This window comes from Sodalis sp. RH19 (genome assembly GCF_047324215.1).
Lineage (GTDB): Bacteria > Pseudomonadota > Gammaproteobacteria > Enterobacterales > Enterobacteriaceae > Acerihabitans.
On record NZ_CP178734.1, the window covers coordinates 912,436 to 938,357 of the forward strand.

The following is a 25,922-nucleotide window of genomic DNA, read 5'->3' on the forward strand; positions in this document are numbered from 1 at the left end:
CGGCTTATAGTAATACGATAAGCTATATGCGGTAATAACGGCGGGCAAACAGTAGGGGGGATCGTGGGATGCAAAAACGGCTCGACCTGGGTATCGGCGGTCAATCTCTATCACCAGGCTACGCCGGGGCCTGCCGCGCCTTGCGGCGTGCGCCGTCTATCGCGCCCGGGCGGTATCCCGGCCAGGCGGGCTGACGATGGCGCCGTTATCCCGCCGCCGGCTCTTGCGCCTCGGCGCCGGATGGGCGGCCTGGAGCACCCTGGGCGCAAGGGTTTCATTCGGCGCGCCGCCGGTATCCCCGCGGCCGCCTTCGCCAGGAGCATCGCCTATGCCGACCCGTCCTATCCCTTCCTCGCGCGAAGCGCTGCCGGTTATCGGCCTTGGCACCTATCGCGGCTTTGATGTCGCGCCCGGCGACAGTCAGTATGCGCGGCTTCCCGCGGTGCTGGATGCGTTGTTTGCCGCCGGCGGCACGGTTATCGACAGTTCGCCCATGTACGGCCGGGCGGAGCGCACCACCGGCGAACTGCTGGGGGCGCGGCGGCTGCGGCCCCGGGCCTTTCTCGCCACCAAGGTATGGACCTCCGGACGCGAGGCCGGCATCCGGCAAATGGAGGCGTCGTTCCGTTTACTGCAAACCGATCGCATCGATCTGATGCAAATCCATAATCTGCTGGACTGGCAAACGCACCTGCCCACCCTGCGCGCGATGAAAGCGGCGGGACGCATCCGCTATATCGGCGTCACGCACTATACCCCTGCGGCGTACGATGCGCTGGAGAGCCTCATCAACGCCACGCCGCTGGATTTTCTGCAGATTAACTATGCCCTGGACGATCGCGCGGCCGAACAACGGCTGCTCCCCCTGGCGCGTGACAAAGGGGTGGCCGTTATCTGCAACACGCCGTTTGGCGGCGGGGGGCTGCTCAGGCGCCTGGGGGCGACGCCGCTGCCCGGCTGGGCCGCAGACGCCGGCGCCGCGTCCTGGGCGCAGCTGGCGCTGAAGTTCGTGCTCGCCAATTCCGCCGTCACCTGCGCCATACCGGGCACGGGCAATCCCAGGTACATGGCGGAAAACGCGGCGGCGGCGACCGGACCGGCGCTGACGCCGCGGCAGCGGCGCGAACTGATCGCTATGGTCTGATGGCGGCGGGCAAACCGGCGTGACGTCCACCCGCGGCAGTCCAGCCGCGCGCCGCAGCCGCCTTGCCGCGAAAATCGCGGCGAACTCCCGCGCGGCTGATCCTCACTCAGCCAGGCTGTGGCCGGCAATCGGCGCCGGTCGCCTTCAGCACGCTGGCGATATTATGCCGGTGTACCGCCTCATAGGGCTCGAACCAGGCCACCGCGCCGGTCGCCAGCGAGGCGGCGGCAAACTCCACCAGCGGCAAAGCGGCTAATTCCGGGTGTGCCGGCAGCCGGAGCAGCTGTTCCACATACCGCTGCGTGGCGGCGATCAGGTCGCGCGGGTAGCCGCCGGCGGCAATCATCTCTAAGCGGCCGTGGTTCGGCAGGATCCGCTGGAAATCCCACTGCCCGAGGCGGGCCAGCTCGCGCAGGTGTATCGCGAGCCGTCCGGGTTCGGCGACATAGGTCAGGGTATCCTCCAGCGTGTCGCCGGCCAACAGCAGCCCCAGCGAAGGGATGCGCACCACCAGGCCGTCCGCGCTGTGGATATCGTACTGGCGCAGCTCCAGGGAGAGGGCGCCGACGGTCAGGTCCAGGCGATCGGTAAAGGTGGTGGTGGGCAGGACCAGCGGCGTAATGGGCGGGGCGCCGTTTTCCAGCTCTTCGCGGTGTTCTATCAGCAATTGCCGGGTCAGGTCGCAGGCGATGATTTCGCAATCGGCGAACGCCGCGTTGCCCGCGACATGATCGGTATGCCAATGGCTCATGATCACCCTGATGGCGGTGACGCCCTCTTCTTCCAGGATGGCGCGGATCGCCGCGGCGTGATCGAGCGTCATGTGGGTATCGTACACCACCGCCTCGTGGCCCGCGATGATGGCGTAGGTGGCGGTGCCGAGAGAGAAGGCGCCGTCATCGAGCCAGTTAGCTTGCGCGCCGTAAAGTCTCTTATGGGGGATGCGCCCGTCGTAAAAGGCCATGATCCCGGGCCAGGGGCGGCAGACGCGCAGGGTGGCGGCCTGGGAAACGCTATGCTGATGATCTGACATGCAACACCTGCCTTGATTGAGAATGCCGCGCCGGCGGCCGGTCAAAAACCCTACGCGCGGCATGCGGCGCGAGAGTGCCCGCTTTGACTATACCCTATGGGCCTTTTTTTAGGCATAGACTTGCATAATGATAGTCACTGGCGGTATGCTACTTTCAACTTGATAGTTACCAGCCGGAGCGCCCGCCCATGACCAAGACCGATTTCAGCGCCATGCCCTGTCCCATCGCCCGCAGCCTGGGACGGGTAGGGGAATGGTGGAGCATGCTGATCCTGCGCGACGCCTTCTACGGCCTGACGCGATTTTATGAATTCGAGGCCAGTCTGAAGATCGCCCCCAATATGCTGACGCGCCGGTTAACCGAACTGGTGGAAAACGGCCTGCTGGAGCGCAGGCAGTACAGCGATAAGCCTCCCCGCCACGAATATCACTTGACCGAGGCCGGACGCGATTTCCAGCCGGTATTATGGGCGTTGCTGGCCTGGGGCAACGCCCATTTCGCCCCCGAAGGCATCGCGACACAGCTGGTCAACCGGGAAACCAACGTGCCGGCGCAGCCGATACTGGTGGATGCCGTAACCGGTGAAAAAATGACCGACGCGGCCTGTCGGGTAGGCCCGGGACCGATGGCCAGCGAGCAAATGCGCTACCGCATGGCATTTTTGCAGCTAAAAGAAACGACCGGGGATGACAACCTGCGTTTTAACCCGCCCGCTAAAAAATTTGCTTAACAGGATAGCCCGATGAACACGCCTCTCAGCGCAAGCGACGCGCCGCCGCGCGGCATGAAAAAAAGCCGCGTCCTGATGCTTATGGCCTTGACGGCCGGCGCGGCAATACTTACCGGTTACGGCTATTTTTGGTGGACTCAAAGCCGCTTTATGCAGACCACCGACGATGCGTATATCGGCGGCGACATCACCACCATCAGCGCCAAAGTGGCGGGATATGTCGCAAGCGTCGAGGTCACCGATAACCAGGCGGTGCATGCCGGCGATGTGCTGGTGCGCCTTGACGATCGGGATTACCGGGCCGAACTGGCGAAAACGGAAAGCGAAATCGCCGCGCAGCAGGCCGCGCTGGTCAATCTGGCCTCGACGCGCAGTTTAAAGGAAGCGCTGATCGAGCAGGCCAAGGCCGCCATCGCCGGTTACGACGCGCAAACGGAACGCACCCGCCATGACCTGGATCGCTACCAAAAACTGCAGATGTCCGCCGCCGTCTCCGTGCAAAGCCTGCAAAAAGCCGAGGCCGACTACCGGCAGGCGGTGGCCGATGGCCAGCAGGCCCGCGCGGCGCTCCTGGCGGCACAGCGTCAGCTGGCGGTCACCGATAGCGAAAAAGGCCAGATCAAGGCCGCGCTGGATCAGGCCGTTGCCGGGCGCGATCTCGCGCGGCTTAATGTGGAGTACAGCCAGATCCGCGCGCCGATAAACGGCGTGGTGGGCAACCGGCGGGCCAGGTTGGGCGCCTGGGCCGGCGCCGGCAGCCAGCTGTTGGTCATTATCCCGGCCACGGGCTTGTGGGTGGACGCCAATTTTAAAGAAGATCAGCTGGCGGATATGCGGCCGGGACAGCGCGCCACGGTGCGGGCCGATATCCAGCCCGGGCGGGTGTTCCACGGTACGGTCAGCAGCCTGGCGCCGGCGACCGGCGCGCAGTTCAGCGTGCTGCCGACGGAAAACGCCACCGGCAATTTCACCAAAATCGTCCAGCGCGTCCCGGTGCGCATCAATCTTGACCGCGACGACGGCACGCTGGGCCTGCTGCGCCCGGGGCTGTCGGTAACCGCCGCCATCGACAGCCGCGAAGCGGAACGCCCGTGAGCGCCGCCGCCGCGCCGGCCGCGCATTCATCGGTGGCGGCCCTGCCGGCCGGCATGACGCTGCCCACCCGTATCTTCGCCTTTGCCACCATGTGCGTCGGCATGTTCATCGCCTTGCTGGATATACAAATTGTCTCGGCGTCGTTAAAGGATATCGGCGGCGGCCTGTCGGCGGGCACCGATGAAACCGTCTGGGTCCAGACCGCCTATCTGATCGCCGAGATCATCGTCATACCGCTTTCGGGCTGGCTGGCGCATGTGATGTCGACCCGCTGGCTGTTCTGCGTTTCCGCCATTGGCTTTACCTTATCGAGCCTGCTGTGCGGCTGGGCGTGGAATATCCAGAGCATGATTCTGTTCCGGGCGATGCAGGGATTTCTCGGCGGTTCGATGATCCCGCTGGTGTTTACCACCGCCTTTATCTTTTTTGCCGGGCCGCAGCGGGTGTTCGCCGCCGCCACCGTCGGCGGCATCGCGTCGCTGGCGCCGACGCTTGGGCCGACGGTGGGCGGCTGGATTACCGAAAACTATTCCTGGCACTGGCTCTTTTTTATCAATTTAGTGCCGGGGATTTTTGTTGCCGTCGCCGTGCCGCTTATGGTCAGGATTGACCGCGCCAACCTGGCGCTGTTGCGCGGCGCCGATTACCTTGGCATTGTGCTGCTGGCGCTCTGCCTGGGCTGCCTTGAGTACACTTTGGAGGAGGGGCCGCGCTGGGATTGGTTTGGTGATGGCGTTATCCTGGCCACCGCCTGGATTTCCGCCGTGGCGGGCGTATTGTTTCTCTGGCGCTCGCTAACCTTTGCCCGGCCGATTGTCGATCTGCGCGCGTTAAAAGAGCGCAACTTCGCCCTTGGCTGTTTTTTCTCCTTTATCACCGGCGTCGGCATCTTCGCTACTATCTACCTGACGCCGCTGTTCCTCGGCCAGGTCCGGGGATTCAGCGCGCTGCAGATCGGTATGGCGGTATTTTCCACCGGCATCTTCCAGGTCTTGTCCATTCCGGTTTATTCCTTTTTTGCCAACCGTATCGATCTGCGCTGGCTGCTGATGTTCGGCCTTGCCTGCTTTGCTTTCTCCATGTGGAATTTTATGCCGATTACCCATGACTGGGGGGCGCGGGAACTGCTGATACCCCAGGCGTTCCGCGGCATGGCGCAGCAGTTTTCCGTCGCCCCGGTCGTCACGCTGACCCTGGGCAGCCTGGCGCCGGAACGACTGAAAATGGCCTCGGGGCTCTTCAACCTGATGCGCAACCTGGGCGGCGCCATCGGCATTGCCTGGTGCGCGACGTTGCTCAACGATCGCACCAACCTGCATTATTCCCGCCTGGCGGAATCCCTGACGGCGTCCAACGAGGCGATGAACGCCATGCTGGATACGCTGGCCGGGCAATTTACCCGGCTCGGCTACGATCCGTCCTCCGCCGCCGCCGCCGCGTTGCGCCAGCTGTGGTCGCTGGCTTACCGCGAGGCGCGCACGTTAACCTTCAGCGATACGTTTATGGCGATCATGTGGTGCTTTATCATCGCCACCGCCATGGTGCCGCTGATGAAGAAAATAACCAAGCCGGCGGCGGCGCCCCCGGCGCATTGACGGCGGCAAAGGCTGGGGGCGCGGCCACGTTATTGCGCGCTCACGTCCGTGCGCTGGATTTTGGTATAAAGATAGACGGCCAGCCCGCCCAGGATGGCTACCGCGCCGATAACGCTGAATCCCGCCAGATAGGAGCCGGTGTTGCTGTACAGCACGCCAACGACAAAACCGGCGGTGGTGCCGCCGCCGCCCGCGCCGATGCCGTTAATCACCCCGGCCGCCGGGCCTACCGCTTCGGGCTGGACGCTTGAGGTGATAATCGACCAGATATTGGTGGTGTAGCTACTGGTGAAATAAGCGATGGCCAGGGTAATCAACGCCATTTTCGCCACCGGATTATCAATAACGGGCAACATGACCAGCAGTATGCCGGCGACGGCCAGTCCCGAGGCGGCGATCAGCCCGCGTTTCTGGGTACGATCGCTGATATAGGCCATCGGAATGGCGAACACAATCGCCAGCATATAGGGCAGGGAACTGGCAAACCCCTGCCACAGGCCGGTAAAGCCCAGCGAATGAACCAGCATCGGAATAAACAGCGTAATGCCCCAAAACAGCATGCCGTTGGCGAAATAACTGAATATCAATAACAGGAAGGGATAACCGCCGAGCGCCTGGAAAGTCAGTTTCCCGGCGGGACGCGCCTCTTCGGCCGCCGCCCCGCTGCCGCCATCCGGTGCGTTTTTCAGGAAAAGCAAAAATAACGGCACCACGATCGCCAGGCCCAGCCCGCCGGTGATATAAAAAATCCATTCCCAGCCCAGGGCGTCGTAAATGGGCGTCAGGATCAGGAACCCCAGCGCCAGCGCCAGGAACTGGCCGTAAAACTGGATAAGATTGGTGCCGCGCGTGATTTCATCTTTGGTAAACCAGGCGCGGGCGAAACGGAATTGCTGCGGCCAGTAAATGCCTTCCGCGATGCCGAGAATAATGCGGTAGATAATCAACAGCGTGGGCGAGGTGACCCAGGCGGTCATCACCTGGGCCAGCGACCAGATCAGCACCATGCTGACGATGGTGGTTTTGGGGTTCAGTTTGTAGGTAAGGAAGCCGCCGAAAAAATTCGCCACCGCATAGCCAATAAGAAAGCCGGTCAAGGCCAGGCTTTTGGTCGCCGCGCCGGAAAAACCCAGATCGCGTTCCATGCCGGGCAGCGCAATGGAGAGGTTTGAACGATCGAGATAAGCGACAAATAGCCCAATCATCAATGTGCCGCCGATACGGTACCATTTTGCATGACTCATATCCTGTCCCATTCTGTGTTTATTTTAATGATTCCATCGTAGGGTGACGTGGCCTGGCGAACGTGCCGGCCGTGTTATTGCGCGTAGCGCCGGATAAGGCTCCGGTCGATTTCAATGCCCAGCCCCGGTTTATCCGGCACCGGCATCGACGGCCCTATGACTAAGTCGGAAAGCTGTTCGCGAAAGACGTTGGGCGCCCGATCCAGCTCCAGCAGCGGTCGCGCCTTTACCATCGAGGGCACCGCCACCGGAATGGCGGAGATTAAATGCAGCGTGGCGGCCAAGGAGATGGCGGAACCCCAGAGGTGGGGATAACAATCAACGCCGAAGGCGGTGGCCATCACGGCGATATGCCACGCTTCGCCCAGGCCGCCGCAGGCGGCGACATCCGGCTGGGCGATGTCCACGCAGCGTTGTTCCAGGAACGGCCGGAAGCCAAAACGGGTAAATTCCGATTCGCCGCCGGCGATGCGCATATGCAACGCGCTTCTCACCTCGCGATAGCCGGTGAAATCATCCGGCAGCACCGGCTCCTCAAACCAGGAGATGTCCTGTTCCTCAATCATCCTGCCCAACTGGATGGCCTCGCGCGCGGTATAGGCGCGATTGGCATCCACCGCCAGGCCGGCATCGGGGCCGATCAACTGCCGCACCCGCGCCACCCGTTGCGCATCCTGGCGAAGCCCCAGGCCGCCCACTTTCATTTTAAAGGCCCGGTATCCCTGGTTCAGCGCCTCTTCAGCGTCTTTTTCCAGCGTATAGCGCGCATCGCCGGAATAATAAAAAGACGACGCATAGGCGGTGACCGGCACCGCGGCGGCGCCGCCCAGCAATGCCGCGATAGGCTGCCCCATGATTTTGCCGGCGATATCCCATAGGGCGATATCGATACCGGACAGCGCGGAAACCGCGATGCCTTTGCGGCCGAATTCTCGGGTGCGGTTGTAGAGGGTTTCCCACAACGGCGCGCGCTGCAGCGGATCCTGCCCGATCAGCAGCGGGGCGAATAATTCATTGATCAGCGCGGCGTTGGCCCTGGCCGGGCCAAAACACTCGCCCCAGCCGATCACGCCCTCGTCGGTGATGATTTCCAACAGGCAGCTGGCCCGGCTATCCCATAACCACTGGGACATGCCGAACTGCGTATCCAGTTTTTGTACCACCACGTAAGTCTTGATATCTTGAATGTGCATCGCTGCCTCCGGTCCAGCAGGGTAATCGATTACCCTGGCGGTAAAAATTAAGTCAGGGTTGAGTCTCGAGGGATCAGTTTCACCGGTAATTCAATGGCGTCCGGTCCATTTTGCGGTTCTTTTTTAATCAAATGGGCGATCAGTCTTTTCGCCGCGGCGGCGCCGACCTCGTAGGTCGGTTGCGCGACCACCGTCAGGCTGGGATAACTGACCGAGGCCCATTCGGTATCGTCAAAACCGATAAACAGGAAATCGGCGGGAATGGCATATCCCAGGACCTTGGCGGCCTTGAGCACCGCCAGCGCCAGCATGCCGTTGGTGGCGATAATGCCCAGCCGTTGCCGCGGGTCGCGCCGCGCCATGATATGTTGCAGGGCGTCGGCGACCGGCTCGACCTGGACACGGCCGATAATCTGGATTTCGCTGATGATGCCGTCGGCCCCGACGCGGGCGGCGTGCGCGCGGAAAGCCTCAACGCGTTCCATGCGCGGGCTGATCCCGGTGGTGGGCGGGCTGAGCAATGCCAGGGAACGGCAACCCTGCGCCCGCAAATGATCCACCGCCAGGGCCATGCCCTGCGCGTTATTCACGGTAATGGCCTGCACCGCCCCCTGGCTGATTTTACGTCCAACCAGCACCACGGGGGTCCGCTCGGCCAGGCTGGCGATAAGACCATCGTTGCCGCCGGTGGTATTTATCACAAAACCGTCGACCCGTTTCGCCAGCATCATCTCGATAAATTCTTTCTCCTTTACCGGCAGTTCCCTGGAATTGCAGACGAATATGGTATAGCCGAACGCCGCGCAGGCTTCCTCGATCCCTTGCAGGATGGCGATGGAATAGGGATTGAGGATATCGGACACGATCACCGCGATGGTGTTGCTTTTGGTGCTGCGCAGCGTGCGCGCCACATCGTTCGGTTTATAGCCCATAGCGTCAATCACGCTTTCAATGCGCAATCGGGTGTCCGCGCTCATCGCATGAAACTTGCCGTTCATATAACGTGATACCGTGGCGGTGGAGACGCCCGCCGCCTGGGCGACATCACGGATAGCTATGGGTTTTTGCATGTTTATTCGCATTAGGTAATCGATTACCTAATGTTAGATTCTCACTGCGAAACCATACTGTGATCCAGGGCGCAAAAATGATTTTCAGCTGACGGAAACGACCCGGTGGAGTGGGGAAACCGGGCGGCGGGGATGTCTTCCCGCCGCGCCGGCAAGGTCTTTACCGGGACGGAGGGGGATTAGAAGATGGCCTGATATAACGCCTTGATATCCTCCAGGCTGGTTTGCCGGGGGTTGCCGCCGGTACAGACGTCGTCAAGCGCCGCCTGCGCCAGCGCCGGGATGTCCTGTTCCCTCAGGCCGACTTCGCGCAGCCGCGCGGGAATGCCCACCTCGCGGCAAAGCGCCTTCACCGCGTCGATGGCCGCCGTCCTCGCCTGCTCAAGCGGCATGGCGGCCGCGTTCTCAACGCCCATCGCCACGGCGATCGCCCGGAATTTTTCACCGGTTTGCGCCGCGTTGTAGACCATAATATGCGGCAGAAGAATGGCATTGGCGACGCCGTGCGGGGTGTTGTAATACGCCCCCAGCGGATGCGCCATGCCGTGCACCAGCCCCAGGCCGACGTTGGAAAATCCCATGCCGGCGATATATTGCCCCAACGCCATGTCGTCCACGCCCCTGGCATCGCCCTGAACCGACGCGCGCAGCGAGCGGGCGATGATTTCGATGGCCTTCAGGTGAAACATATCGGTGAGTTCCCAGGCCGCCCGGGTGGTGTAGCCCTCAATGGCGTGCGTCAAGGCATCTACGCCCGTGGCGGCTTTCAGGGACGCGGGCATGCTGGACATCATGTCCGGGTCGATAATCGCCACCAGCGGAATATCGTGGGGATCGACACAGACGAATTTACGCCGTTTGTCCTCATCGGTAATCACGTAGTTAATCGTTACTTCGGCCGCGGTGCCTGCCGTGGTGGGTATGGCGATCACCGGTACGCTGGCCGCGGTGGTGGCGGCCACGCCTTCCAGGCTAAGCACATCGGCGAAGCCGGGATTAGCGATGATAATGCCGATGGCCTTGCTGGTATCCTGCGGCGAACCGCCGCCGATGGCGATAAGAAAATCCGCCTGGGCCGCTTTAAAGGCGCTTACGCCGCGTTTGACGACGGAGACCGTGGGGTTTGGCATCACTTCATCAAAAACGTCGAAGGCAAAACCCGCCTGATCAAGTAACGCGAATACCCGGGTGGCCACCTTAACGCGGATTAACTCCTGGTCGGTAACAATCAGCGCCTTTTTATAACCGTGGGCTTTTGCTTCATCGATAATATGCGAAATAGCGCCCCGGCCAAAATAGGCGGTTTGATTTAGGATCATACGATTAGTCATAATGATAACCTTCGGTTGATTTCAGAATTGTTAGTAAGAAGTAACACGTCTTGTTTTATGCGCATGGCGTAATAACAGGCGATATATCGCCTGTGGATTGATCTTTGCCGGTATCGTAACGCAAGCGCCGCCCCAAGACCTTCTTCCCATTGCCAGTACCGGACAAAAGATGGCAATCATGTAAAGATGCCGCGGGAGTGGTAAAAATCGGTTATAGGTGTGAAAAATTCAGCCTTAAAAAAGAACGCTTTTATTATTTTTAGATTTAAAAACAACACATTAATTTAAATTAGCATGGCATAAATTATGTACTTTATTTTACGATAATTAAGATTGTTGTCGATAAATGAGCGCGAATAATAAAAAAAATGAAACGTCGTGCCGATTTTTTTATTAATAATACATTGTTTTTTGAGCGATAAAAAATAAGCTTATGAGAACCTGCCGCAAATAAATCAATTATGTTTTTGTGATACTCATCACATCCCTCTTTATATGCGTGCCAGGGTGACGATCTGAATGGCGTGGATATGAAGGTAAGGCTCATTCCGATGCTTAGAATACAAAATTACATTGGCATTCATTTTCCGGCATGTGTCCCTATCACTTTATGCAAATTATTTTCTAAGGAATTGTAAATGGGCAGCTCAATTTTCCTCGGTATATTATGGCATTTCGTCGGCGCCGCTTCCGCCGCCTGTTTTTACGCGCCGTTCAAGCAGGTCCGGCGCTGGAGCTGGGAGACCATGTGGTCGCTGGGCGGGTTCTTTTCCTGGGTGGTGTTGCCCTGGACCGTCAGCGCCATCCTGCTCCCCGATTTCTGGGGCTATTTCGGCGCGTTTTCCTGGTCGACATTGCTGCCGGTATTTCTGTTTGGCGCCATGTGGGGCGTGGGAAATATTAATTACGGCCTGACGATGCGTTATCTCGGCATGTCCATGGGGATCGGCATTGCCATCGGCATCACCCTGATTGTCGGTACGCTGATGACGCCTATCCTGCAAGGGAAGTTCGGCGCCATGGCCGGCTCGACCGGCGGCCAGATCACCTTGCTGGGCGTGTTCGTCGCCCTGATAGGCGTCGGCATCGTCAGCTATGCCGGGGTAATGAAGGAAAAAGCGCTCGGCGTCAGCGCCCAGGAGTTCAGTCTTAAGAAGGGCCTGATCCTGGCCGTGCTGTGCGGGATCTTCTCCGCCGGCATGTCCTTTGCCATGGATGCCGCGGTGCCGATGCATATCGCCGCCAAAAATATCGGCATCAGCCCGCTGTACGTGGCGCTGCCCAGCTATGTGATCATCATGGGCGGCGGGGCTATCGTCAATCTGGCCTACTGTTTTTTCCGGTTGGCCACCAGGCCCGAACTGTCGATAAAAGCGGATTTATCCGTGGGGAAATCCCTGCTGATAGCCAATGCGCTGTTCGCCATCCTCGGCGGCGTCATGTGGTATCTGCAATTTTTCTTCTATGCCTGGGGACACGCCAATATTCCGGAACAATACCGTTATGTCAGCTGGATGCTGCATATGAGCTTTTATGTGCTGTGCGGCGGCATCGTCGGCCTGCTGCTCAAAGAGTGGCTGGCCGTGGGCAAAAAACCGGTGCGGGTGCTGAGCCTCGGCGCGATGGTGATTATCCTGGCGGCCAATATCGTCGGCCTGGGCATCGCCTCCTGAACGGGGCGGGCCGCCGGTGATACGGCACCCGGCCCGCCATTTACCGCCTGAGCGCCGTGCCCAGCCCCGCAAGCGTGGGCGTCAGGCTGGCCCCGTTCGCCGGGCGCGGGAAATCGGCGGCCGCCAGGCGCCAGAAGGCCGGCGTTTCATCAAATTGATGCTCCAACTGCTCAATGCCCTCGCTGATGGCGCAGGCCACCAGGCTGGCGGCATGCGCAATCGGTCCGCTGGGGTTATGCGGCGCGCAGCCGGCGCCGTGGGCGGCCGCAAGCGTTGCCACCTCCAGCACGCCGGTGATGCCGCGCGCATATTTGACATCCGGCATCACCACATCGTAAGCGCCGGCGGCGAGCCAGGGAAGAAACGCGGCGGGATGCGTCAGTTCCTCCAGGCCGGCCAGGCGCATGCCCAGGGTATTGGCTGCGCCGCGCAGGTGTTTCAGGGCGGGGATATTTTCCGGCGTTTCCGCCAGCGGGCACTCGAACCAGCTGACGCCAAGCGCCGCCAGTTCCGGTAATACCGCCGACGCGCCCGGCGGGTCGAAGCGCCAGTGGCAATCCACATACAGCTCGGCGGCGGGACCGATGGCCGCGCGGGTGGCCGCCACGCGCGCCAGCCCATCGTCCAGCCGCCGCCGGCCCAGCGGCGTCAGGCGGATATCGGGGGTCAGGCCGTCGAAAGGCGCTATCTTGATACGGTTAAACCCCGCCGCGCGCGCATGCTGCGCCGCCCGGGCGAAACCCGCCCCGTCGCGCTGGACGATGCTGCGATTGATATTGGCATACAACGGGATGCGGGTGCGGTAGCCGCCGCCCGCCAGCGATGCCGCATAGTCGCCCCTATCCTTGCCCCGGATATCCCACATCGCCTGTTCCAGGGCGCTGGCCATCGCCGCCTGGGGTACGCCGCGGGTTTCCCGGGCAATAAAAGCGGCAAGCGCCTCCCAGGGCTGTCCCAGCAGATATCGCCGGGCGGCGTCATGGCAGGCGTCGAGCGCGCCGGGCTCGCGCACCCAGCTGGCCTCGCCCCAGCCGCATGCGCCGTCCGCCCGCGTCAGGCGGATAAATGACCAGGTGGTTTTGGTTGTGACCGGACAATGCACCAGTTCCAGCGCGGCGATGCGCGAATTATTCATGGGGTTCCTTCGTGGCGGCGTCAAAGGTTTGCGACCCGTCCGCGGGCGGGGCGTGGTCACGCATCCGGTTGAGCAGCACCAGCTTTGCGCGCGCGGTATGGGCGGCGGTTACGGCCGCCGCCGCTTCACCGTCGCCGGCGGCGAAGGCCGCCAGCAAGAGACGGTGATCGGCCACCACGCCGGCAAAACGGTCGGCTTGATAACCGTAGCGTTTCCACAGGGCGCGGATCAGCCGCCAATGCCGCTCGAGAATCAGGCTGGCGTCGCGGTTGGCGGCAATGTGATGAATGGCGGCGTGAAAATCGCGATTGGCGGTAAGCGCCTCGGCGGCGTCGCCGCGGGCAACCGCCTCTTCGTGCCGCGCCCGCAGCGTTTCCAATTGTTCCAGCCACTGCGGCGTCATGCGCCCGGCGGCGCGGCGCGCCAGGTAGCTTTCAATCAACATGCGCACATCCAGCAATTCGGCCACGAAGGTCTCATCCACCGCCGCCACCCGCGCGCCCTTATTGGGCTGGGCGACGATCAGCCCTTCGCTTTCCAGCCGCTGCAGCGCCGCCCGTATCGGCATATGGGACACGCCGAAACGCGTGGCCAGCGCGTCGATGCGCAGCGGCGCCCCGGCGTCGAACTCCTGCCGGTTGATGATGGCGTCCCGAAGCCGGTCGGTAATGTCCGGTTCGCCGTCGTGGATGGGCTTATCTATTTTTCGCATAACGATATTTGATCAAATCATATGAGATGTGGAGTTATTTTCTGTTATAAATCGACTTTATTCAATAGTATTCGGACAACAACAGACAATAATTTGATCAAATAACGCATTGCCGTTGGTTGGTCCATCGTTGAAGCGAGTATGAGGGATAGTATGACGTTAAAGATGTTCAGCGGCCGTGCCCGCGCCGGCGGCCTGCTGCTGGCGCTGCTGTTAAGCTTGGCATTGGCGGGCGGCAAGGCCCTGGCGGCGGCGCGCGATACCCTGGTGATTGGACAAAGCGCCGATATCACCTCCTTTGATCCGACGGAACTGCGCATGGGCACCTTTGTGCTGACGCATCTGCTGTATAACACGCTGATCCGCCTGGATGCCGACGGCCGTCCGCAGCCGGAGCTGGCGCGGTCCTGGACCCGCTCCGACGACGGCAAAACGCTGACGCTTAAACTGGCGGACGGCGTGACGTTCCATGACGGCCGGCCGTTTACCGCCAGGGATGTGGCGTTCAGCCTGAACTATGCCCGCGATCCGGTTAACGGCGCCAATATCCTGCCGCTGGCCAAAATGATCGGCAGTATCGATACGCCCGACGATCGCACCGTGATACTGCATTTTGCCGGCGCCTCGGACGCAATCTTCGATTTACTGGATCTGGCGTTTATTATCGACGGCAGCGCGCCTAAAAAAATCAAAACCGGCGGCAACGGCACCGGTCCGTTTAAACTGAGCCGCTACCTGCCGGGCGAGGACGCGGTGTTTGTGCGTAACGAGGCCTACTGGGGGCCGCGTCCGGCGCTAAAGAAAATCACCCTGAAAGTGATTCCCGATCAGCAGTCCGGGGTGATGCAGCTGCGCGCCGGCACGGTGGATTTTTTGCCGTCTTTGGACCGGGAAGCCGCCGAACAGCTGGCCGCGGCCGGTTTCGCCACCGGCGCCGCCACCGTGGAGGGACGGGTGCTGGATATTACGCTGAATACCCGAACCCCGCCGCTGGATAAGCCCGAAGTGCGGCGCGCCATCGGCCTGGCGCTGGATCGCGCGCGTATCGCCCATGATATCGCCGGCCCGGACGCCCGGGTGAAATGCCTGCCCTGGCCGCATTTTAGCCAGCGCGAGGCGGCGGGGCATGAAAACGCCTGTACCTTCGATCTGGCCCAGGCTAAACAGCTGATCCAGCAGGCGGGCGCCGCCGGGGCGGAAATATCGCTGATGTCGCGCAGTCAGTCCGAGCCGCAGATTGGCGCCATGGCGCAGATGCTGCAAAGCGCGCTGCGCGACATCGGCCTGAAGGTGAATATCGTCGAAATGTCCGAGGCCGCCTATATATCGCGCCTGCGCAAAGGGGATTTCCAAATGGCGGCCCATGTCTACGCCCGCGCCGGCCGCGGTCCGTCCACCATCCTGATGTCGGCGGTGATTTTCCGCGCCACCGATAACCTGGCGGGCGTCAAATCCCAGCAGTACCAGGACGATGTGGCCCTGGTGACCTCGCGGCCGCCGGATGAACAAACCGATCGCGCCTGGCAGCGCATCGACAGCTTTATGCTGGAGCAAAACTGGGTATTGCCGGTGGCGACGCTGCCGGTGCTGTGGGCCTCCGCCAAGGGGCTGACGGGCGTGCGTTTTAATCTGGACGGCATGCCGATCCTGAGCGCGGCTTCCTTCCAGCCATGAGCCGGACCAGGAGAAACAGACGATGACCGCCTATCTGCTACGCCGGCTGATGCAGTGGATCCCGGTGCTGCTCGTCTCAAGCATTATCGTGTTCGCGGTGGTGCGCGCCATGCCGGGCGATCCGGCCGAACTGATTGCCGGGCCGGACGCAAGCCGGGAGGATGTGCAGCGCATCCGGGTGGAATATGGCCTCGACCGGCCGTTGCCGGTACAGTATGCCGCCTGGCTGGGGCATATGGCGCGCGGCGATTTCGGCGTCTCCTATATCTATCATCGCGATAACAGCGAGCTGATTTTCAGCCGCCTGACGTATTCCCTGCTGCTGGCCGCCACGGCCCTGTTCAGCGCGCTGGCGGTGGGGGTGCCGTTGGGCCTGGCCGCCGGCCTGTGGCAGGGCAAAGCCGTCGACTGGCTGGCGTCGGTCTTTTCCTCCGTGGCGGTGGCCACGCCTAATTTCTGGTTCGGCATGCTCGCCATCCTGCTGTTCGCCGTCACCCTGGGCTGGCTGCCGCCGGGGGGATTTGTCAGCCTTGATGAATCGTTCGCCGGTTTCGCCCAGGCGCTGGTGCTGCCTACCCTGACGCTTGGGCTGCACGGCGCGGCGGTGCTGGTGCGCTCGACCCGCGGCGCGGTGGTTGACACGCTGGGAGAGGGATACATCCGTACCGCGCGGGCCAAGGGACTGAGCCGCGGGCATATCATTTATTGGCATGTGCTGCGTAATTCACTGCTGCCGATTGTCACCATGACCGGCATTCTGCTGGGCCGCATGCTGGGCGGGGCGGTGGTTATCGAGTCGGTGTTCGCCTGGCCGGGCATCGGGCGCCTGCTGGTACAGTCCATTATCAATCGCGATTACGGCATGGTGCAAGGGATCCTGATCGTGCTGGTGCTGTTTTTCCTGCTGCTGAACCTGGCGGTCGATGTATTGTACGGCGCCGTTGACCCGCGCATCCGCCTGGTCAAGGGGGCGGCGTGATGAGCGCAGACGCTGTGGAAACGAGCGGCGCGGCGGCGGCCGGACCCGGCCGGCTGCGGTTGCTAAGGGCGCTGCTCGCCACGCCCTCCGGCCTGTTCGGCCTGTGCGGCGTGGCGATGATTACGCTTGCGGCATTGCTGGCCCCCTGGCTGGCGCCTTGCGATCCGGATGTCCAGTTTGCCGGGCTGCGGCTGGTGCCGGCCGGTACCGGCGGCCATTGGCTGGGCACCGACGAGCTGTCGCGGGATCTGCTCAGCCGGGCGCTGTTCGGATCGCGCATCTCCCTGCTGGTGGGGTTTATCAGCGTGAGCGCGGGCGCGGGACTGGGCATCGTGGCGGGACTGGTTGCCGGCATGGGGCCGCGCTGGCTGGACGCGCTGCTGATGCGGGGCTGCGATATCCTGCTGGCCTATCCCGGCATTTTGCTGGCGGTCATGACGGTGGCCATCCTGGGCGCCGGGCTGGCGCAAATCTGTATCGCGGTGGCGCTGGTGAACATCCCTATTTTTGCGCGCCTGATGCGCGCGTCGGTGCTGCGCGAGCGCGAGCTTGACTATGTGAAGGCGGCGGTGGTGCAGGGCAGCGGCCCGTGGCGCATCATGCTGCGTCATGTGCTGCCCAACAGCATCGGCGTGGTGATAACGCAGCTGGCGTCGGCGGCAGGCCACGCCATTTTGCTGGAGGCGTCCTTATCTTTTATCGGCCTGGGCATCAAGCCCCCGGCCGCCTCGTGGGGAACGATGCTCAGCAGCAGCCGCGATTACCTGGCGACGGCGCCGCTGTATGCCGTGGTACCCGGCCTGCTGTTACTGGTGCTGGTACTGGCGCTGAATCAACTGGGCGACGCGCTGCATAAGGCGCTCGACCCGCTGGGAAGGTCCTTATGACAAGCCATGAACTCCCGGCGCCGCTGCTGGAGGTGACGGGGCTAAGCGTTGATCTCGCCACCGGCCGGGAACGTTGCCGGGCGATCGATAATATCTCCTTTAGCGTCGAACGCGGCGAAACCCTGTGCATCGTCGGTGAATCCGGCTCGGGCAAGACGCTGACGGCGCTGGCGCTGATGTCGCTGTTGCCGGCGGGCATCGAGGTGGCCGCCGGCAGGATGCGCTTTGACGGCCGGGATTTACCGGCGCCGGAGGCGGGGCGGGGCGCCGGGCCGTACGGCGATGAGATCGCCATGATATTCCAGGATCCGATGTCCTCGCTTAACCCGGTGCTGACCATCGGGCGGCAGATTACCGAAAGCATCCGCCGCCACCAGCCCTCGCTTACCCGCCGGCAGCGCGCCGCCCGGGCGGAAGAGGTGCTGGCGCTGGTGGGTATCCGCGACGCCGCCGACAAAATGAAACGTTATCCCCACGAAATGTCGGGCGGGCTGTGCCAGCGCATCCTGATCGCCATCGCGCTGGTAAACCATCCGCGGCTGATTATCGCCGACGAGCCGACCACCGCCCTGGATGTTACCGTGCAGGCCCAGGTCATGGCGAGCATGCGCGCCGCCTGCCGGCTGACCGGCGCGGCGCTGTTGCTTATCACCCACGATATGGGCCTGGTGGCGCAGTACGCCGATCGGGTGCTGGTGATGTATGCCGGCCGTATCGTCGAACAAGGGCGGGTGGGGCGGATATTCCGCGCGCCGCGCCATCCCTATACCCGGGCGCTGCTGGAGAGCATTCCGCGCCTGGACGACGACGTGGACCGGATACTTGCGGCCATCAAGGGCGAGCCGCCGCTGATATCCCGCCTGCCCGCGGGCTGCGCCTTCCGCCCGCGCTGCCAGCTGTGCCGGCAGCGCCCGATCTGCGCCGGCCAGATACCGCCGCTGCGCGCGGACGGGGCCGATCCCGCGCATGCCAGCGCCTGTCATTTTGCCCATGAACTGGCCGCGCCGGTCCTCATGGAGAGGAACTAATCGCCTATGTCAAGCGCAGGTATACCGCTCGCAAGCCCCACCGCGCCACCGCCGCTGCTGCGGGTGGAGGGCATCGAAAAACATTACCCGCCGTCAGGCGGCGGTTTGCGCCGCGCCGCCGCCGTCATGGCGGTGAGTGGGGTGGATTTGACGCTGAACGCCGGTGAAACCCTGGGCCTGGTGGGCGAGTCTGGCTGCGGCAAATCCACCCTGAGCGCGGTGCTGGTGGGGCTGACGCGTCCGACCGCCGGGCGCGTCTGGTTCGACGGCGAGGATATTACCGCCCTGCCCAGGCGGCGCAACGCCAGGCTGTGCCGGGAATTTCAAATCGTCTTCCAGGACCCTTACGCATCCCTCAACCGGCGCATGACCGCTTTTGATATTATCGGCGAGCCGCTTACCGTGCATCGCATCGGCAACGCCGCCGAGCGGCAAAAACGGATTTATGCGCTGATGCGCCAGGTGGGGCTGGATCCGGCGCTGGCGCAGCGTTATCCGGCGGAGTTTTCCGGCGGCCAGCGCCAGCGCATCGGCATCGCCCGCGCGCTGGCGCTGAGACCGCGGCTGCTGATTCTGGACGAGCCGGTCTCGGCCCTGGACGTGTCGATACAGGCGCAGATCCTTAATTTACTGAAGCAGTTGCAGCGGGAGCATGGGCTGGCCTACCTGTTTATCTCCCATGATTTGCGCGTGGTGCGCTATATGGCGCCGCGTATCGCCGTGATGTACCAGGGGCGCATAGTCGAAACCGGCGGGCGGGAGCAGATTTTCTCCGCCCCGGCCCATCCCTATACCCGGGCGCTGCTGGCGGCGGTGCCGCCGGCCGAACCGCAGTGATGCGGGTAGCGCCGCAACACCGGCGGGTTGCAGTGAAACCTGCGCCCGGCGCGGGGCTTCCCCAGCGCCGGGATGACGGTACGGCCGCAGGATCACAGCGGCGGCAGTATCCCCTGGTCCCCCACGCTGTCAATCAACGCGCCGGAGGCCACCAGCTGCGCCGCGGCGGCGATATCGCCGGCCATATACCGATCCACCGTCAACGGCGCAATCTGCTCCCTGACGCGGCGCGCCGCCATCGCCAATGGCGCGCTGGTCCGCAGCGGCAGCCTGAATTCAAGGCCCTGTACGGCGGCCATCACCTCAATGCCGAGGATGGCGTACAGATTATCCAGCATCCTGCCCAGCCGCATGGCGCCGTGGCAGGCCATGGAAACATGATCTTCCTGATTGGCTGACGTCGGGGTGGAGTCTACCGATGCCGGATGCGTCATCTGCTTGTTTTCGCTCATCAGGGCGGCGGAGGTGACCTCGGCTATCATCATGCCGGAGTTCAGTCCGGGCGCGGCCACCAGAAAGGCGGGCAACCCAAAGCTCATGGCCGGGTCGACCAGCAGGGCGATGCGCCGCTGGGCGATAGCGCCTATCTCGGAAATGGCCAGCGCCAGGATATCGGCGGCGAAAGCCACCGGCTCCGCGTGGAAATTACCGCCGGACACCACGCTGTTATCGGATAACAGCAGCGGGTTGTCGGTAACGGCGTTCGCTTCGCGCGCGAGCGTGACGGCGACCTGGCGGATCAGGTCCAGGGCCGCGCCGGCCACCTGCGGCTGGCAGCGGATACAATAAGGATCCTGCACCCGCTCGTCGTTTGCCAGATGGCTTAAGCGGATTTCCGACCCGCGCAGCAGCCAATTGAGGGCCCGCGCCGTATCAATCTGACCGGGATGGCCGCGCAGCTGGTGAATCTCGTCATGGAACGGCGCGGTGGAGCCCATGACCGCATCGGTGACCAGCGCGCCGGAAATCAGCGCCGACTGTAGCGCCCGGTGCGCCCCGAACAGCCCTTTCAACGCCAGCGCGGTGGACGCTTGGGTGCCGTTGATCAAGGCCAGTCCTTCTTTGGCCGCCAGGATGATAGGCCGCAGGCCCGCCTGCTCCAGCGCCTGCGCCGCCGGCATGCGCTGACCGCGCAGCTCCGCGTCGCCTTCGCCCATCATGGCGGCCACCATATGCGCCAGCGGCGCCAGATCCCCGGACGCGCCAACCGATCCCTGGCTTGGGATCACGGGCATGATATCGTGGGCCAGCAGGGCTTCAATCAGGCCGATAACCTCATAACGCACGCCCGAGGCGCCCCGGCCCAGCGAAATCAGTTTCAGCGCCATGATCAGACGCACCACCGGTTTGGCCAGCGCGTCGCCCACGCCGCAGCAGTGCGACAAAATCAGGTTGCGCTGCAGTTTTACCACATCGTCAGCGTGGATACGCACCGAGGCCAATTTGCCAAAGCCGGTATTGATGCCGTAGACCGCCGCTTCGCCCTGCACGATTTCCGCTACGCGCGCCGCGCTCTTGCGAATGGCCGGCTCCATCGCGGGATCCAGCCGTACGGGCTCGTCGGTCCGGTAAATACACTCAAGTTCAGCCAGCGTGACGGCGCCGGGTTTTAACATAATCGTCATGGTTTTTTCCTGCCAATAAAAACATCAACCGCGCCGCGGCCAAAGCGCGGCGGCCTGGTCAGCCGGCAAACGCCGGCGCAAGCCGCCCTGTTGCCCCTTGCTCAGACCAGCTCGACGGTCAGCCAGATGGGGGTTTTGGTGTCAAAGGTGCTTTTCCATACCTCGGCGCCGACCTTATCCAGGCGATCGGCATGCTCGGGAATGACCTCTCCCAATACCGGTTGGGCCAGGTCCTCGGTGGTCGGTCCGTACTGCACGATAAATTTCTGGCCGGTGGATTGGGAAAAACGCAGCCGCCCTTTGGGCGCGTCGCAGATCCGCTCGCGCACCTGTATCGGCGCGGTGGATACCAGCGGGCACCAGGCGTACATGGATTCGCCGGTGACCACGGCGTGATCTTGCAGGACGGTAAAAGGCAGGGCCGCCATCAGGTCCTGGCATAACTCCGGATTTTCATGGACCGCCAGATAGGCATCCACGGTAATATCCAGCGGTTGCCAGGTCAGGCGGATCTTGCGGCCCGGCTTGATATGCACCCGCCGGGATGCATCGGCAATGGCGGGCGCGGCCACCTCGGGGTTGGCGTAGGTAAACTGCTTGCCCAGTCCCCACGGGAAATAATGGAACGACCAGGCGGCAAACGTATCGGTATAGATGCAAAACGCCCGGATCGCCTCTATCGCCTGCTGGCGCGATGTCGCCCGCGGCAGCCATTCGCGCAGGGACAGCGCCAGTTTGCCCAGCTGCGGGAATCCGCTGTAGCGCAGGTAGTTGCTGTACGGGTGATCGAAACTGTCGAGGATAAAGCAGAACTGCGGCAGCGTGATATCCGGGTTTTCAATGATTTGCAGCAAGGGATAATAGGTATACATGGAATAATCGCGCATCATACCGGCCGCGATATCCCAGGTACCGAAATACTGGCCGTAGCTGCCCGCCTGGTTCTCCAGGGTTCCGGTGCGAAAGGCGTAAATCTCCGCGGGCTCCTCGCGGGCCATGGCCGCGGTTTGGCTGCGAACGTGATCGATCACATCCCCCAGGCTGGTATAGCTCATTACGTTCTCCTGTCATGGTTTTCGCTAAAACGTGCGCTGGCGGCCCTTATGGCGCGGCGGCGCGGACAGGTTTATTGTATATACAATTAATATTTATGTATATACAATTAATAATAAGCACGAGGCTTTTCTTCAGCGGGCGTGGCCATACTCCCTGACAAAGTGGCCCGGGGTCACCTCTTTCATAAAACCGGGAGCCCTGCCGTCAAGCTGGCCGGCGTCGAAAAACAGACGCGCTTTACTCCGTTCCCGCGCGGGGTCGGCTTCCAGGGTGGCGCTCAGCAGCGCCTGGGTATAAGGGTGGCGGGCATCGTGAAAAATGGCCTCGGCGGGGCCGGTTTCCACGATCAGACCGCGCAGCATGACGGCCACCCGATGGCAGATATGGCGCACCATGCCCAGGTCGTGCGAAATAAACAGATACGCCAGCCCCTGTTCATCCTGCAGCTGTTGCAGCAGGTTTATGATTTGGGCCTGGATGGAGACGTCCAGGGCGGTTATCGGCTCATCGGCCACGATCAACTGCGGCGACATGGCCAGCGCCCGTGCAATGCAGACGCGCTGGCGCTGGCCGCCGGAAAATTCATGGGGATAGCGGCCGAGATGACGGGCGTCCAGGCCGACTTTGGCAAACAGGGCCCGCACGCGCTGCATAAGCGCCTCACGGGGTATTTTGCCCTCATGGATCACTATGGGATCCGCGACAAAACGGCCGACCGTCATCCGTGGATTGAGGGAAGAATAGGGATCCTGGAAAATAATCTGCATCACCTTGCGCAATGGCCGCAGCGCGGACTGGCTCATACCGACCAGGTCGCGGCCGTTAAGCAATACCTGGCCGCCGGTCGGCCGTTCCAGCTGCATCACGCAGCGCGCCACCGTGCTTTTGCCCGAGCCGGACTCGCCCACCAGCCCGAGGGTTTCCCCCCGCGCCAGGGTAAAGCTGACGCCGTCAACCGCCCTGAGCACGGCGCGCGCGCCCAGTAAAGACGCGCCGGCGGGATAGTCTTTGCATAATCCTTCCACCTGCAGCAGCGGCGGGGCGCTCGGGGGCATGCCGTTCATGTCGCGTTATCCTTATCAAGATCCGCCAGGCAGCGGGGCAAATCGTACCAGGCCGCCACCCGATGGCGCGGTTCATCGGGCGAGACGGGACGCAGCGGCGGCGCGTCAAGAAAACACCGCGCGGTGGCGAACGGATTGCGCGGCGCAAAAGGGTCGCCGGGCGGTCGCCGCGCCGGATCCACCGGCTGGCCGGCAATCTGGAACAGCGGTTGCCGGGGTCGCTGTCCCCGGCCGGGGATCGATTGCAACAGCGACCAGGTATAGGCGCTGTGGGGTTGGCTGAACACCCTTTCCACCGGTCCCGTCTCCATGATCTTGCCGGCATACAGCACCTGCATGCTGTCCGCCATCGCGGCCACCACGCCCATGTCATGGGTAATCCAAATGATGGACATCTTCATTTCGTCGCGCAGATCGCGGATAAGCGCAATAATCTGCGCCTGGATAGTCACGTCCAGGGCGGTGGTCGGCTCATCGCCAATCAGCAGTTTGGGTTTGCAGGCAATCGCCATGGCGATCATGACCCGCTGGCGCATGCCGCCGGAAAACTGAAAGGGATACTGCCTGACGCGCCGCGCGGGGTCGGCGATGCCCACCAGGCCGAGCAGGTCGACGGCGCGCCGGCGCGCCTTGGCATGGCTCATCCCCAGATGATGCACCAGGGGTTCCGCCAGTTGCCGGCCAATGGTCAGCACCGGATTAAGCGAGGTCATCGGCTCCTGGAAAATCATGCCGATCTGCGCGCCGCGGATGGCGCGCAGCGCTTTATCCGACAGGCTCAGCAGGTTGTGCCCCTGGAACATGACCTCGCCGTGGACCAGGGCGCGGCTGCGCGGCGGCAATAATCCCAGCATCGCCAGCGCCTGCATGCTCTTGCCGCTGCCGCTTTCGCCGACGATGCCCAGCGTCTGGTTATCCTCCAGGCTATAGCTGATATCGTCGATAATCCTGACCGGCGGCGCGCCGCGTCCGGCCGGAACGGCCACGGTTAAATTACGCACGTCGAGCAAAGGCTGCATGGCGCTACTCCCCGGCGGACTTCAGTTTGGGATCGAAATAATCGCGCAGCCAGTCACCGGTAAAGTTGGCGCCCATCACCGTCACGACTATCGCCAGTCCCGGAAAGGTGGTGACCCACCAGGCGGTGGCGATATACGCGCGCCCCTCCGCCAGCATCCGGCCCCAGCTCGGCCAGGGCGGCTGCACGCCCAGCCCGAGGAAACTCAGGCTGGCCTCCAGGAGAATCACGCGCGAAAACTCCAGGGTGGCGATCACCAGGATGGGCGTCAGGATATTCGGCAAAATGTAATAGCGCAGGATATGCCAGGGCCGGGCGCCGACGGCCACCGCCGACAGGACGAATTCCCGCTGCCGCAGGGCCAGCACCTGCCCGCGCACCATACGGGCATAACGGATCCAACTGGTCAGGGCCAGGACGATAATCAGGTTGCCCAGGCTGGGACCGGTGGCGGCGATAATGATCAGCGCCAGCAGAATCAGCGGTATCGAGAGCTGCATATCGACAATACGCATCAGCAGGCGATCGATGAGGCCGCCGGCGTACCCCGAAATCATGCCCACCGCCACGCCGACGAGGCCGCCAATCAACACCGCGTTAAACCCCACCATTATCGAGACCCTGCTGCCGTACAGCAGCCGGCTCAACATATCCCGGCCCAACTGATCGGTGCCCAGCGGATGGGCGTCCGGCGCAAAAAAGCGGTACGTGGGCGGCGCCAGCCGCAGGGCCAGATTGCCGTGTACCGGGCTGGGCAGGGGGATCACGAAGGTGGCCAACACGCCCAGCAGCAATAACGCCATGATAAGCCAGCCGACAGCGCCGATGGCGCTCGACCCAATACGCCGTCCCACGGCGCGCATCACGTTCATGCGGCTCATCGCGTTTGCCTCACGCGCGGGTCCAGCAGGCTATAGAGCAAATCCACCCCCAGGCTGACCAGCAGGAACAGGCATGACACCACCATGACTCCCGCCTGGATCACGGGAAAATCACGGTTCGCCACCGCCTCGACAATCAGCCTGCCGACCCCCGGCCAGGAAAAAATGGTTTCGACCACCACCGAGCCGCCGAGCATTTCGCCCACCAATAGCCCGCTCATGGTGACCACCGGCAGCATGGCGTTACGCGCCATATGCCAGGTCATGATCACCCGCGGGGGCAGGCCCTTGGCGTGCGCCGTGCGGATATAATCCTCGCTCATGACGTCGAGCAGGCTGGAACGGAACAGGCGGGTGATATTGGCGGCGACGAAAATAGACATCACGGCGGTGGGTAAAATCAAATGCAGCGGGCTGCCGGTGCCGCCGGTGGGCAGCCAGCCAAGATCGACGCAGAACACCAGGATCAGCATAATCGCCAGCCAGAACGCCGGCGTGGCCTGTCCGAGCATCGCCAGGGTCAACACCAGGAACTCCCATACCGAGTTACGGTAAAGCGCGGCAATCAAACCGGCCAGGCAGCCCGCCAGAATGCCGGTCACCGCGGAAAGCGCCGCCAGCAGCAGCGTGGCCGGCATCCGTTCCAGCACAATCCCCAGCGCCGAATGCTGGTAAAAAAAGGATTGGCCGAAATCGCCGGCCAGCGCATGGCCGAGAAAACGCAGATATTGCTCCAGCAAGGGACGCTGCAGGCCGAGCTGCTCGCGCAGGGCCTGCAGGTCGGCGGCGCTGGCGCCCTGGGGAAGCAATAAAGAAACCGGATCCCCCAGTAACCGCGACACCAGGAAAATAAGGGTCACCAGGCCGAATACCGCCGCCAGGGCTTCCAGCAGTCGGGACAGAATATATTTCGCCAC

At 62.6% G+C, this 25,922-nt stretch carries 23 protein-coding genes; 10 read left to right on the forward strand and 13 right to left on the reverse strand.

Going from position 1 to position 25,922, the window contains the following annotated elements; translation table 11 throughout:
* Positions 1 to 328 precede the first annotated feature (328 nt).
* Positions 329 to 1,144: an aldo/keto reductase gene (locus ACL2XF_RS04120; protein WP_413728066.1), complete on the forward strand. Its 816-nt coding sequence runs from the start codon at positions 329 to 331 to the stop codon at positions 1,142 to 1,144.
* A gap of 106 nt (positions 1,145 to 1,250) precedes the next feature.
* Here ACL2XF_RS04120 and ACL2XF_RS04125 read toward each other — a convergent pair whose 3' ends face one another.
* Positions 1,251 to 2,177, reverse strand: coding sequence for an MBL fold metallo-hydrolase (locus ACL2XF_RS04125; RefSeq protein ID WP_410014467.1), 927 nt, complete (start codon positions 2,175 to 2,177; stop codon positions 1,251 to 1,253).
* A 188-nt stretch (positions 2,178 to 2,365) separates the two neighbouring features.
* Between ACL2XF_RS04125 and ACL2XF_RS04130 the strand changes: the two genes are divergently transcribed.
* From ACL2XF_RS04130 to ACL2XF_RS04140, 3 genes are read left to right on the forward strand one after another with little or no spacing between them, the layout of a single operon-like run.
* Complete coding sequence (locus ACL2XF_RS04130) at positions 2,366 to 2,908, forward strand: winged helix-turn-helix transcriptional regulator (RefSeq protein ID WP_413728067.1); 543 nt, start codon at positions 2,366 to 2,368, stop codon at positions 2,906 to 2,908.
* 12 nt (positions 2,909 to 2,920) lie between these two features.
* Positions 2,921 to 4,003, forward strand: coding sequence for an HlyD family secretion protein (locus ACL2XF_RS04135; RefSeq protein ID WP_410014469.1), 1,083 nt, complete (start codon positions 2,921 to 2,923; stop codon positions 4,001 to 4,003).
* Between the two features lie 53 nt (positions 4,004 to 4,056).
* Complete coding sequence (locus ACL2XF_RS04140) at positions 4,057 to 5,598, forward strand: DHA2 family efflux MFS transporter permease subunit (RefSeq protein WP_410016782.1); 1,542 nt, start codon at positions 4,057 to 4,059, stop codon at positions 5,596 to 5,598.
* 29 nt (positions 5,599 to 5,627) lie between these two features.
* Here ACL2XF_RS04140 and ACL2XF_RS04145 read toward each other — a convergent pair whose 3' ends face one another.
* The 4 genes from ACL2XF_RS04145 to fucO form a co-directional block, all read right to left on the reverse strand.
* A complete protein-coding gene (locus ACL2XF_RS04145) occupies positions 5,628 to 6,842 on the reverse strand; it encodes an MFS transporter (RefSeq protein ID WP_413723188.1) in 1,215 nt (404 codons plus the stop codon).
* 74 nt (positions 6,843 to 6,916) lie between these two features.
* Complete coding sequence (locus ACL2XF_RS04150) at positions 6,917 to 8,035, reverse strand: mandelate racemase/muconate lactonizing enzyme family protein (RefSeq protein ID WP_413728068.1); 1,119 nt, start codon at positions 8,033 to 8,035, stop codon at positions 6,917 to 6,919.
* Positions 8,036 to 8,082: 47 nt separating this feature from the next.
* Positions 8,083 to 9,105 carry a LacI family DNA-binding transcriptional regulator gene (locus tag ACL2XF_RS04155; RefSeq protein ID WP_413728069.1) on the reverse strand — a complete coding sequence of 341 codons (1,023 nt, stop codon included), beginning with the start codon at positions 9,103 to 9,105 and terminating at the stop codon, positions 8,083 to 8,085.
* Between the two features lie 179 nt (positions 9,106 to 9,284).
* Positions 9,285 to 10,436: a lactaldehyde reductase gene (fucO, locus tag ACL2XF_RS04160; RefSeq protein ID WP_410014479.1), complete on the reverse strand. Its 1,152-nt coding sequence runs from the start codon at positions 10,434 to 10,436 to the stop codon at positions 9,285 to 9,287.
* Between the two features lie 638 nt (positions 10,437 to 11,074).
* On the opposite strand from fucO, the gene rhaT reads away from it, so the two are divergent.
* A complete protein-coding gene (rhaT, locus tag ACL2XF_RS04165; RefSeq protein WP_413728070.1) occupies positions 11,075 to 12,109 on the forward strand; it encodes an L-rhamnose/proton symporter RhaT in 1,035 nt (344 codons plus the stop codon).
* 40 nt (positions 12,110 to 12,149) lie between these two features.
* Here the strand turns inward: rhaT and ACL2XF_RS04170 are convergent, their stop codons facing one another.
* On the reverse strand, positions 12,150 to 13,244 hold the full coding sequence (locus ACL2XF_RS04170; RefSeq protein ID WP_413728071.1) for a mandelate racemase/muconate lactonizing enzyme family protein: 1,095 nt from the start codon (positions 13,242 to 13,244) through the stop codon (positions 12,150 to 12,152).
* Positions 13,237 to 13,956, reverse strand: coding sequence for a GntR family transcriptional regulator (locus ACL2XF_RS04175; protein ID WP_413728072.1), 720 nt, complete (start codon positions 13,954 to 13,956; stop codon positions 13,237 to 13,239). The genes ACL2XF_RS04170 and ACL2XF_RS04175 overlap by 8 nt, the downstream gene beginning before the upstream one ends.
* 153 nt (positions 13,957 to 14,109) lie before the next feature.
* On the opposite strand from ACL2XF_RS04175, the gene ACL2XF_RS04180 reads away from it, so the two are divergent.
* The 5 genes from ACL2XF_RS04180 to ACL2XF_RS04200 are packed head-to-tail and all read left to right on the forward strand — an operon-like array spanning position 14,110 to position 19,361.
* On the forward strand, positions 14,110 to 15,630 hold the full coding sequence (locus ACL2XF_RS04180; RefSeq protein WP_413723182.1) for an ABC transporter substrate-binding protein: 1,521 nt from the start codon (positions 14,110 to 14,112) through the stop codon (positions 15,628 to 15,630).
* 22 nt (positions 15,631 to 15,652) lie between these two features.
* Positions 15,653 to 16,609: an ABC transporter permease gene (locus tag ACL2XF_RS04185; RefSeq protein ID WP_413728073.1), complete on the forward strand. Its 957-nt coding sequence runs from the start codon at positions 15,653 to 15,655 to the stop codon at positions 16,607 to 16,609.
* The gene (locus ACL2XF_RS04190; RefSeq protein ID WP_413728074.1) at positions 16,609 to 17,496 is read left to right on the forward strand and encodes an ABC transporter permease; all 888 of its coding nucleotides are present in this window, start codon (positions 16,609 to 16,611) and stop codon (positions 17,494 to 17,496) included. The genes ACL2XF_RS04185 and ACL2XF_RS04190 overlap by 1 nt, the downstream gene beginning before the upstream one ends.
* Positions 17,493 to 18,524: an ABC transporter ATP-binding protein gene (locus tag ACL2XF_RS04195; RefSeq protein WP_413728075.1), complete on the forward strand. Its 1,032-nt coding sequence runs from the start codon at positions 17,493 to 17,495 to the stop codon at positions 18,522 to 18,524. The genes ACL2XF_RS04190 and ACL2XF_RS04195 overlap by 4 nt, the downstream gene beginning before the upstream one ends.
* A gap of 6 nt (positions 18,525 to 18,530) precedes the next feature.
* Positions 18,531 to 19,361, forward strand: a complete 831-nt coding sequence (locus ACL2XF_RS04200; RefSeq protein WP_413728076.1) for an ABC transporter ATP-binding protein — start codon at positions 18,531 to 18,533, stop codon at positions 19,359 to 19,361.
* Positions 19,362 to 19,453: 92 nt separating this feature from the next.
* Here the strand turns inward: ACL2XF_RS04200 and hutH are convergent, their stop codons facing one another.
* The 6 genes from hutH to ACL2XF_RS04230 all read right to left on the reverse strand — a co-directional run bounded on the left by hutH (position 19,454) and on the right by ACL2XF_RS04230 (position 25,922).
* Positions 19,454 to 20,986 (reverse strand): histidine ammonia-lyase, encoded by a 1,533-nt coding sequence (gene hutH / locus ACL2XF_RS04205; RefSeq protein WP_413728077.1) that lies wholly within the window; start codon positions 20,984 to 20,986, stop codon positions 19,454 to 19,456.
* A gap of 101 nt (positions 20,987 to 21,087) precedes the next feature.
* A complete protein-coding gene (locus ACL2XF_RS04210; protein WP_413728078.1) occupies positions 21,088 to 22,041 on the reverse strand; it encodes a hypothetical protein in 954 nt (317 codons plus the stop codon).
* A gap of 132 nt (positions 22,042 to 22,173) precedes the next feature.
* On the reverse strand, positions 22,174 to 23,106 hold the full coding sequence (locus ACL2XF_RS04215) for an ABC transporter ATP-binding protein (protein WP_413728079.1): 933 nt from the start codon (positions 23,104 to 23,106) through the stop codon (positions 22,174 to 22,176).
* The gene (locus ACL2XF_RS04220) at positions 23,103 to 24,125 is read right to left on the reverse strand and encodes an ABC transporter ATP-binding protein (RefSeq protein WP_410014490.1); all 1,023 of its coding nucleotides are present in this window, start codon (positions 24,123 to 24,125) and stop codon (positions 23,103 to 23,105) included. The genes ACL2XF_RS04215 and ACL2XF_RS04220 overlap by 4 nt, the downstream gene beginning before the upstream one ends.
* 4 nt (positions 24,126 to 24,129) lie before the next feature.
* Positions 24,130 to 25,005 carry an ABC transporter permease gene (locus tag ACL2XF_RS04225; protein WP_413728080.1) on the reverse strand — a complete coding sequence of 292 codons (876 nt, stop codon included), beginning with the start codon at positions 25,003 to 25,005 and terminating at the stop codon, positions 24,130 to 24,132.
* The gene (locus ACL2XF_RS04230) at positions 25,002 to 25,922 is read right to left on the reverse strand and encodes an ABC transporter permease (protein ID WP_413728081.1); all 921 of its coding nucleotides are present in this window, start codon (positions 25,920 to 25,922) and stop codon (positions 25,002 to 25,004) included. The genes ACL2XF_RS04225 and ACL2XF_RS04230 overlap by 4 nt, the downstream gene beginning before the upstream one ends.

Coding starts and splice junctions, on each gene's coding strand:
- ACL2XF_RS04190 (WP_413728074.1), top strand. CDS start 16,609: ATGAGCGCAGACGCTGTGGAAACGAGCGGCGCGGCGGCGGCCGGACCC.
- ACL2XF_RS04200 (WP_413728076.1), top strand. CDS start 18,531: ATGTCAAGCGCAGGTATACCGCTCGCAAGCCCCACCGCGCCACCGCCG.
- ACL2XF_RS04215 (WP_413728079.1), bottom strand. CDS start 23,106: ATGAACGGCATGCCCCCGAGCGCCCCGCCGCTGCTGCAGGTGGAAGGA.
- ACL2XF_RS04140 (WP_410016782.1), top strand. CDS start 4,057: ATGACGCTGCCCACCCGTATCTTCGCCTTTGCCACCATGTGCGTCGGC.
- ACL2XF_RS04120 (WP_413728066.1), top strand. CDS start 329: ATGCCGACCCGTCCTATCCCTTCCTCGCGCGAAGCGCTGCCGGTTATC.
- ACL2XF_RS04155 (WP_413728069.1), bottom strand. CDS start 9,105: ATGCAAAAACCCATAGCTATCCGTGATGTCGCCCAGGCGGCGGGCGTC.
- fucO (WP_410014479.1), bottom strand. CDS start 10,436: ATGACTAATCGTATGATCCTAAATCAAACCGCCTATTTTGGCCGGGGC.
- ACL2XF_RS04145 (WP_413723188.1), bottom strand. CDS start 6,842: ATGAGTCATGCAAAATGGTACCGTATCGGCGGCACATTGATGATTGGG.
- ACL2XF_RS04125 (WP_410014467.1), bottom strand. CDS start 2,177: ATGTCAGATCATCAGCATAGCGTTTCCCAGGCCGCCACCCTGCGCGTC.
- ACL2XF_RS04220 (WP_410014490.1), bottom strand. CDS start 24,125: ATGCAGCCTTTGCTCGACGTGCGTAATTTAACCGTGGCCGTTCCGGCC.
- ACL2XF_RS04195 (WP_413728075.1), top strand. CDS start 17,493: ATGACAAGCCATGAACTCCCGGCGCCGCTGCTGGAGGTGACGGGGCTA.
- ACL2XF_RS04225 (WP_413728080.1), bottom strand. CDS start 25,005: ATGAGCCGCATGAACGTGATGCGCGCCGTGGGACGGCGTATTGGGTCG.
- ACL2XF_RS04185 (WP_413728073.1), top strand. CDS start 15,653: ATGACCGCCTATCTGCTACGCCGGCTGATGCAGTGGATCCCGGTGCTG.
- ACL2XF_RS04170 (WP_413728071.1), bottom strand. CDS start 13,244: ATGAATAATTCGCGCATCGCCGCGCTGGAACTGGTGCATTGTCCGGTC.
- ACL2XF_RS04150 (WP_413728068.1), bottom strand. CDS start 8,035: ATGCACATTCAAGATATCAAGACTTACGTGGTGGTACAAAAACTGGAT.
- ACL2XF_RS04180 (WP_413723182.1), top strand. CDS start 14,110: ATGACGTTAAAGATGTTCAGCGGCCGTGCCCGCGCCGGCGGCCTGCTG.
- ACL2XF_RS04175 (WP_413728072.1), bottom strand. CDS start 13,956: ATGCGAAAAATAGATAAGCCCATCCACGACGGCGAACCGGACATTACC.
- rhaT (WP_413728070.1), top strand. CDS start 11,075: ATGGGCAGCTCAATTTTCCTCGGTATATTATGGCATTTCGTCGGCGCC.
- hutH (WP_413728077.1), bottom strand. CDS start 20,986: ATGACGATTATGTTAAAACCCGGCGCCGTCACGCTGGCTGAACTTGAG.
- ACL2XF_RS04135 (WP_410014469.1), top strand. CDS start 2,921: ATGAACACGCCTCTCAGCGCAAGCGACGCGCCGCCGCGCGGCATGAAA.
- ACL2XF_RS04130 (WP_413728067.1), top strand. CDS start 2,366: ATGACCAAGACCGATTTCAGCGCCATGCCCTGTCCCATCGCCCGCAGC.
- ACL2XF_RS04210 (WP_413728078.1), bottom strand. CDS start 22,041: ATGAGCTATACCAGCCTGGGGGATGTGATCGATCACGTTCGCAGCCAA.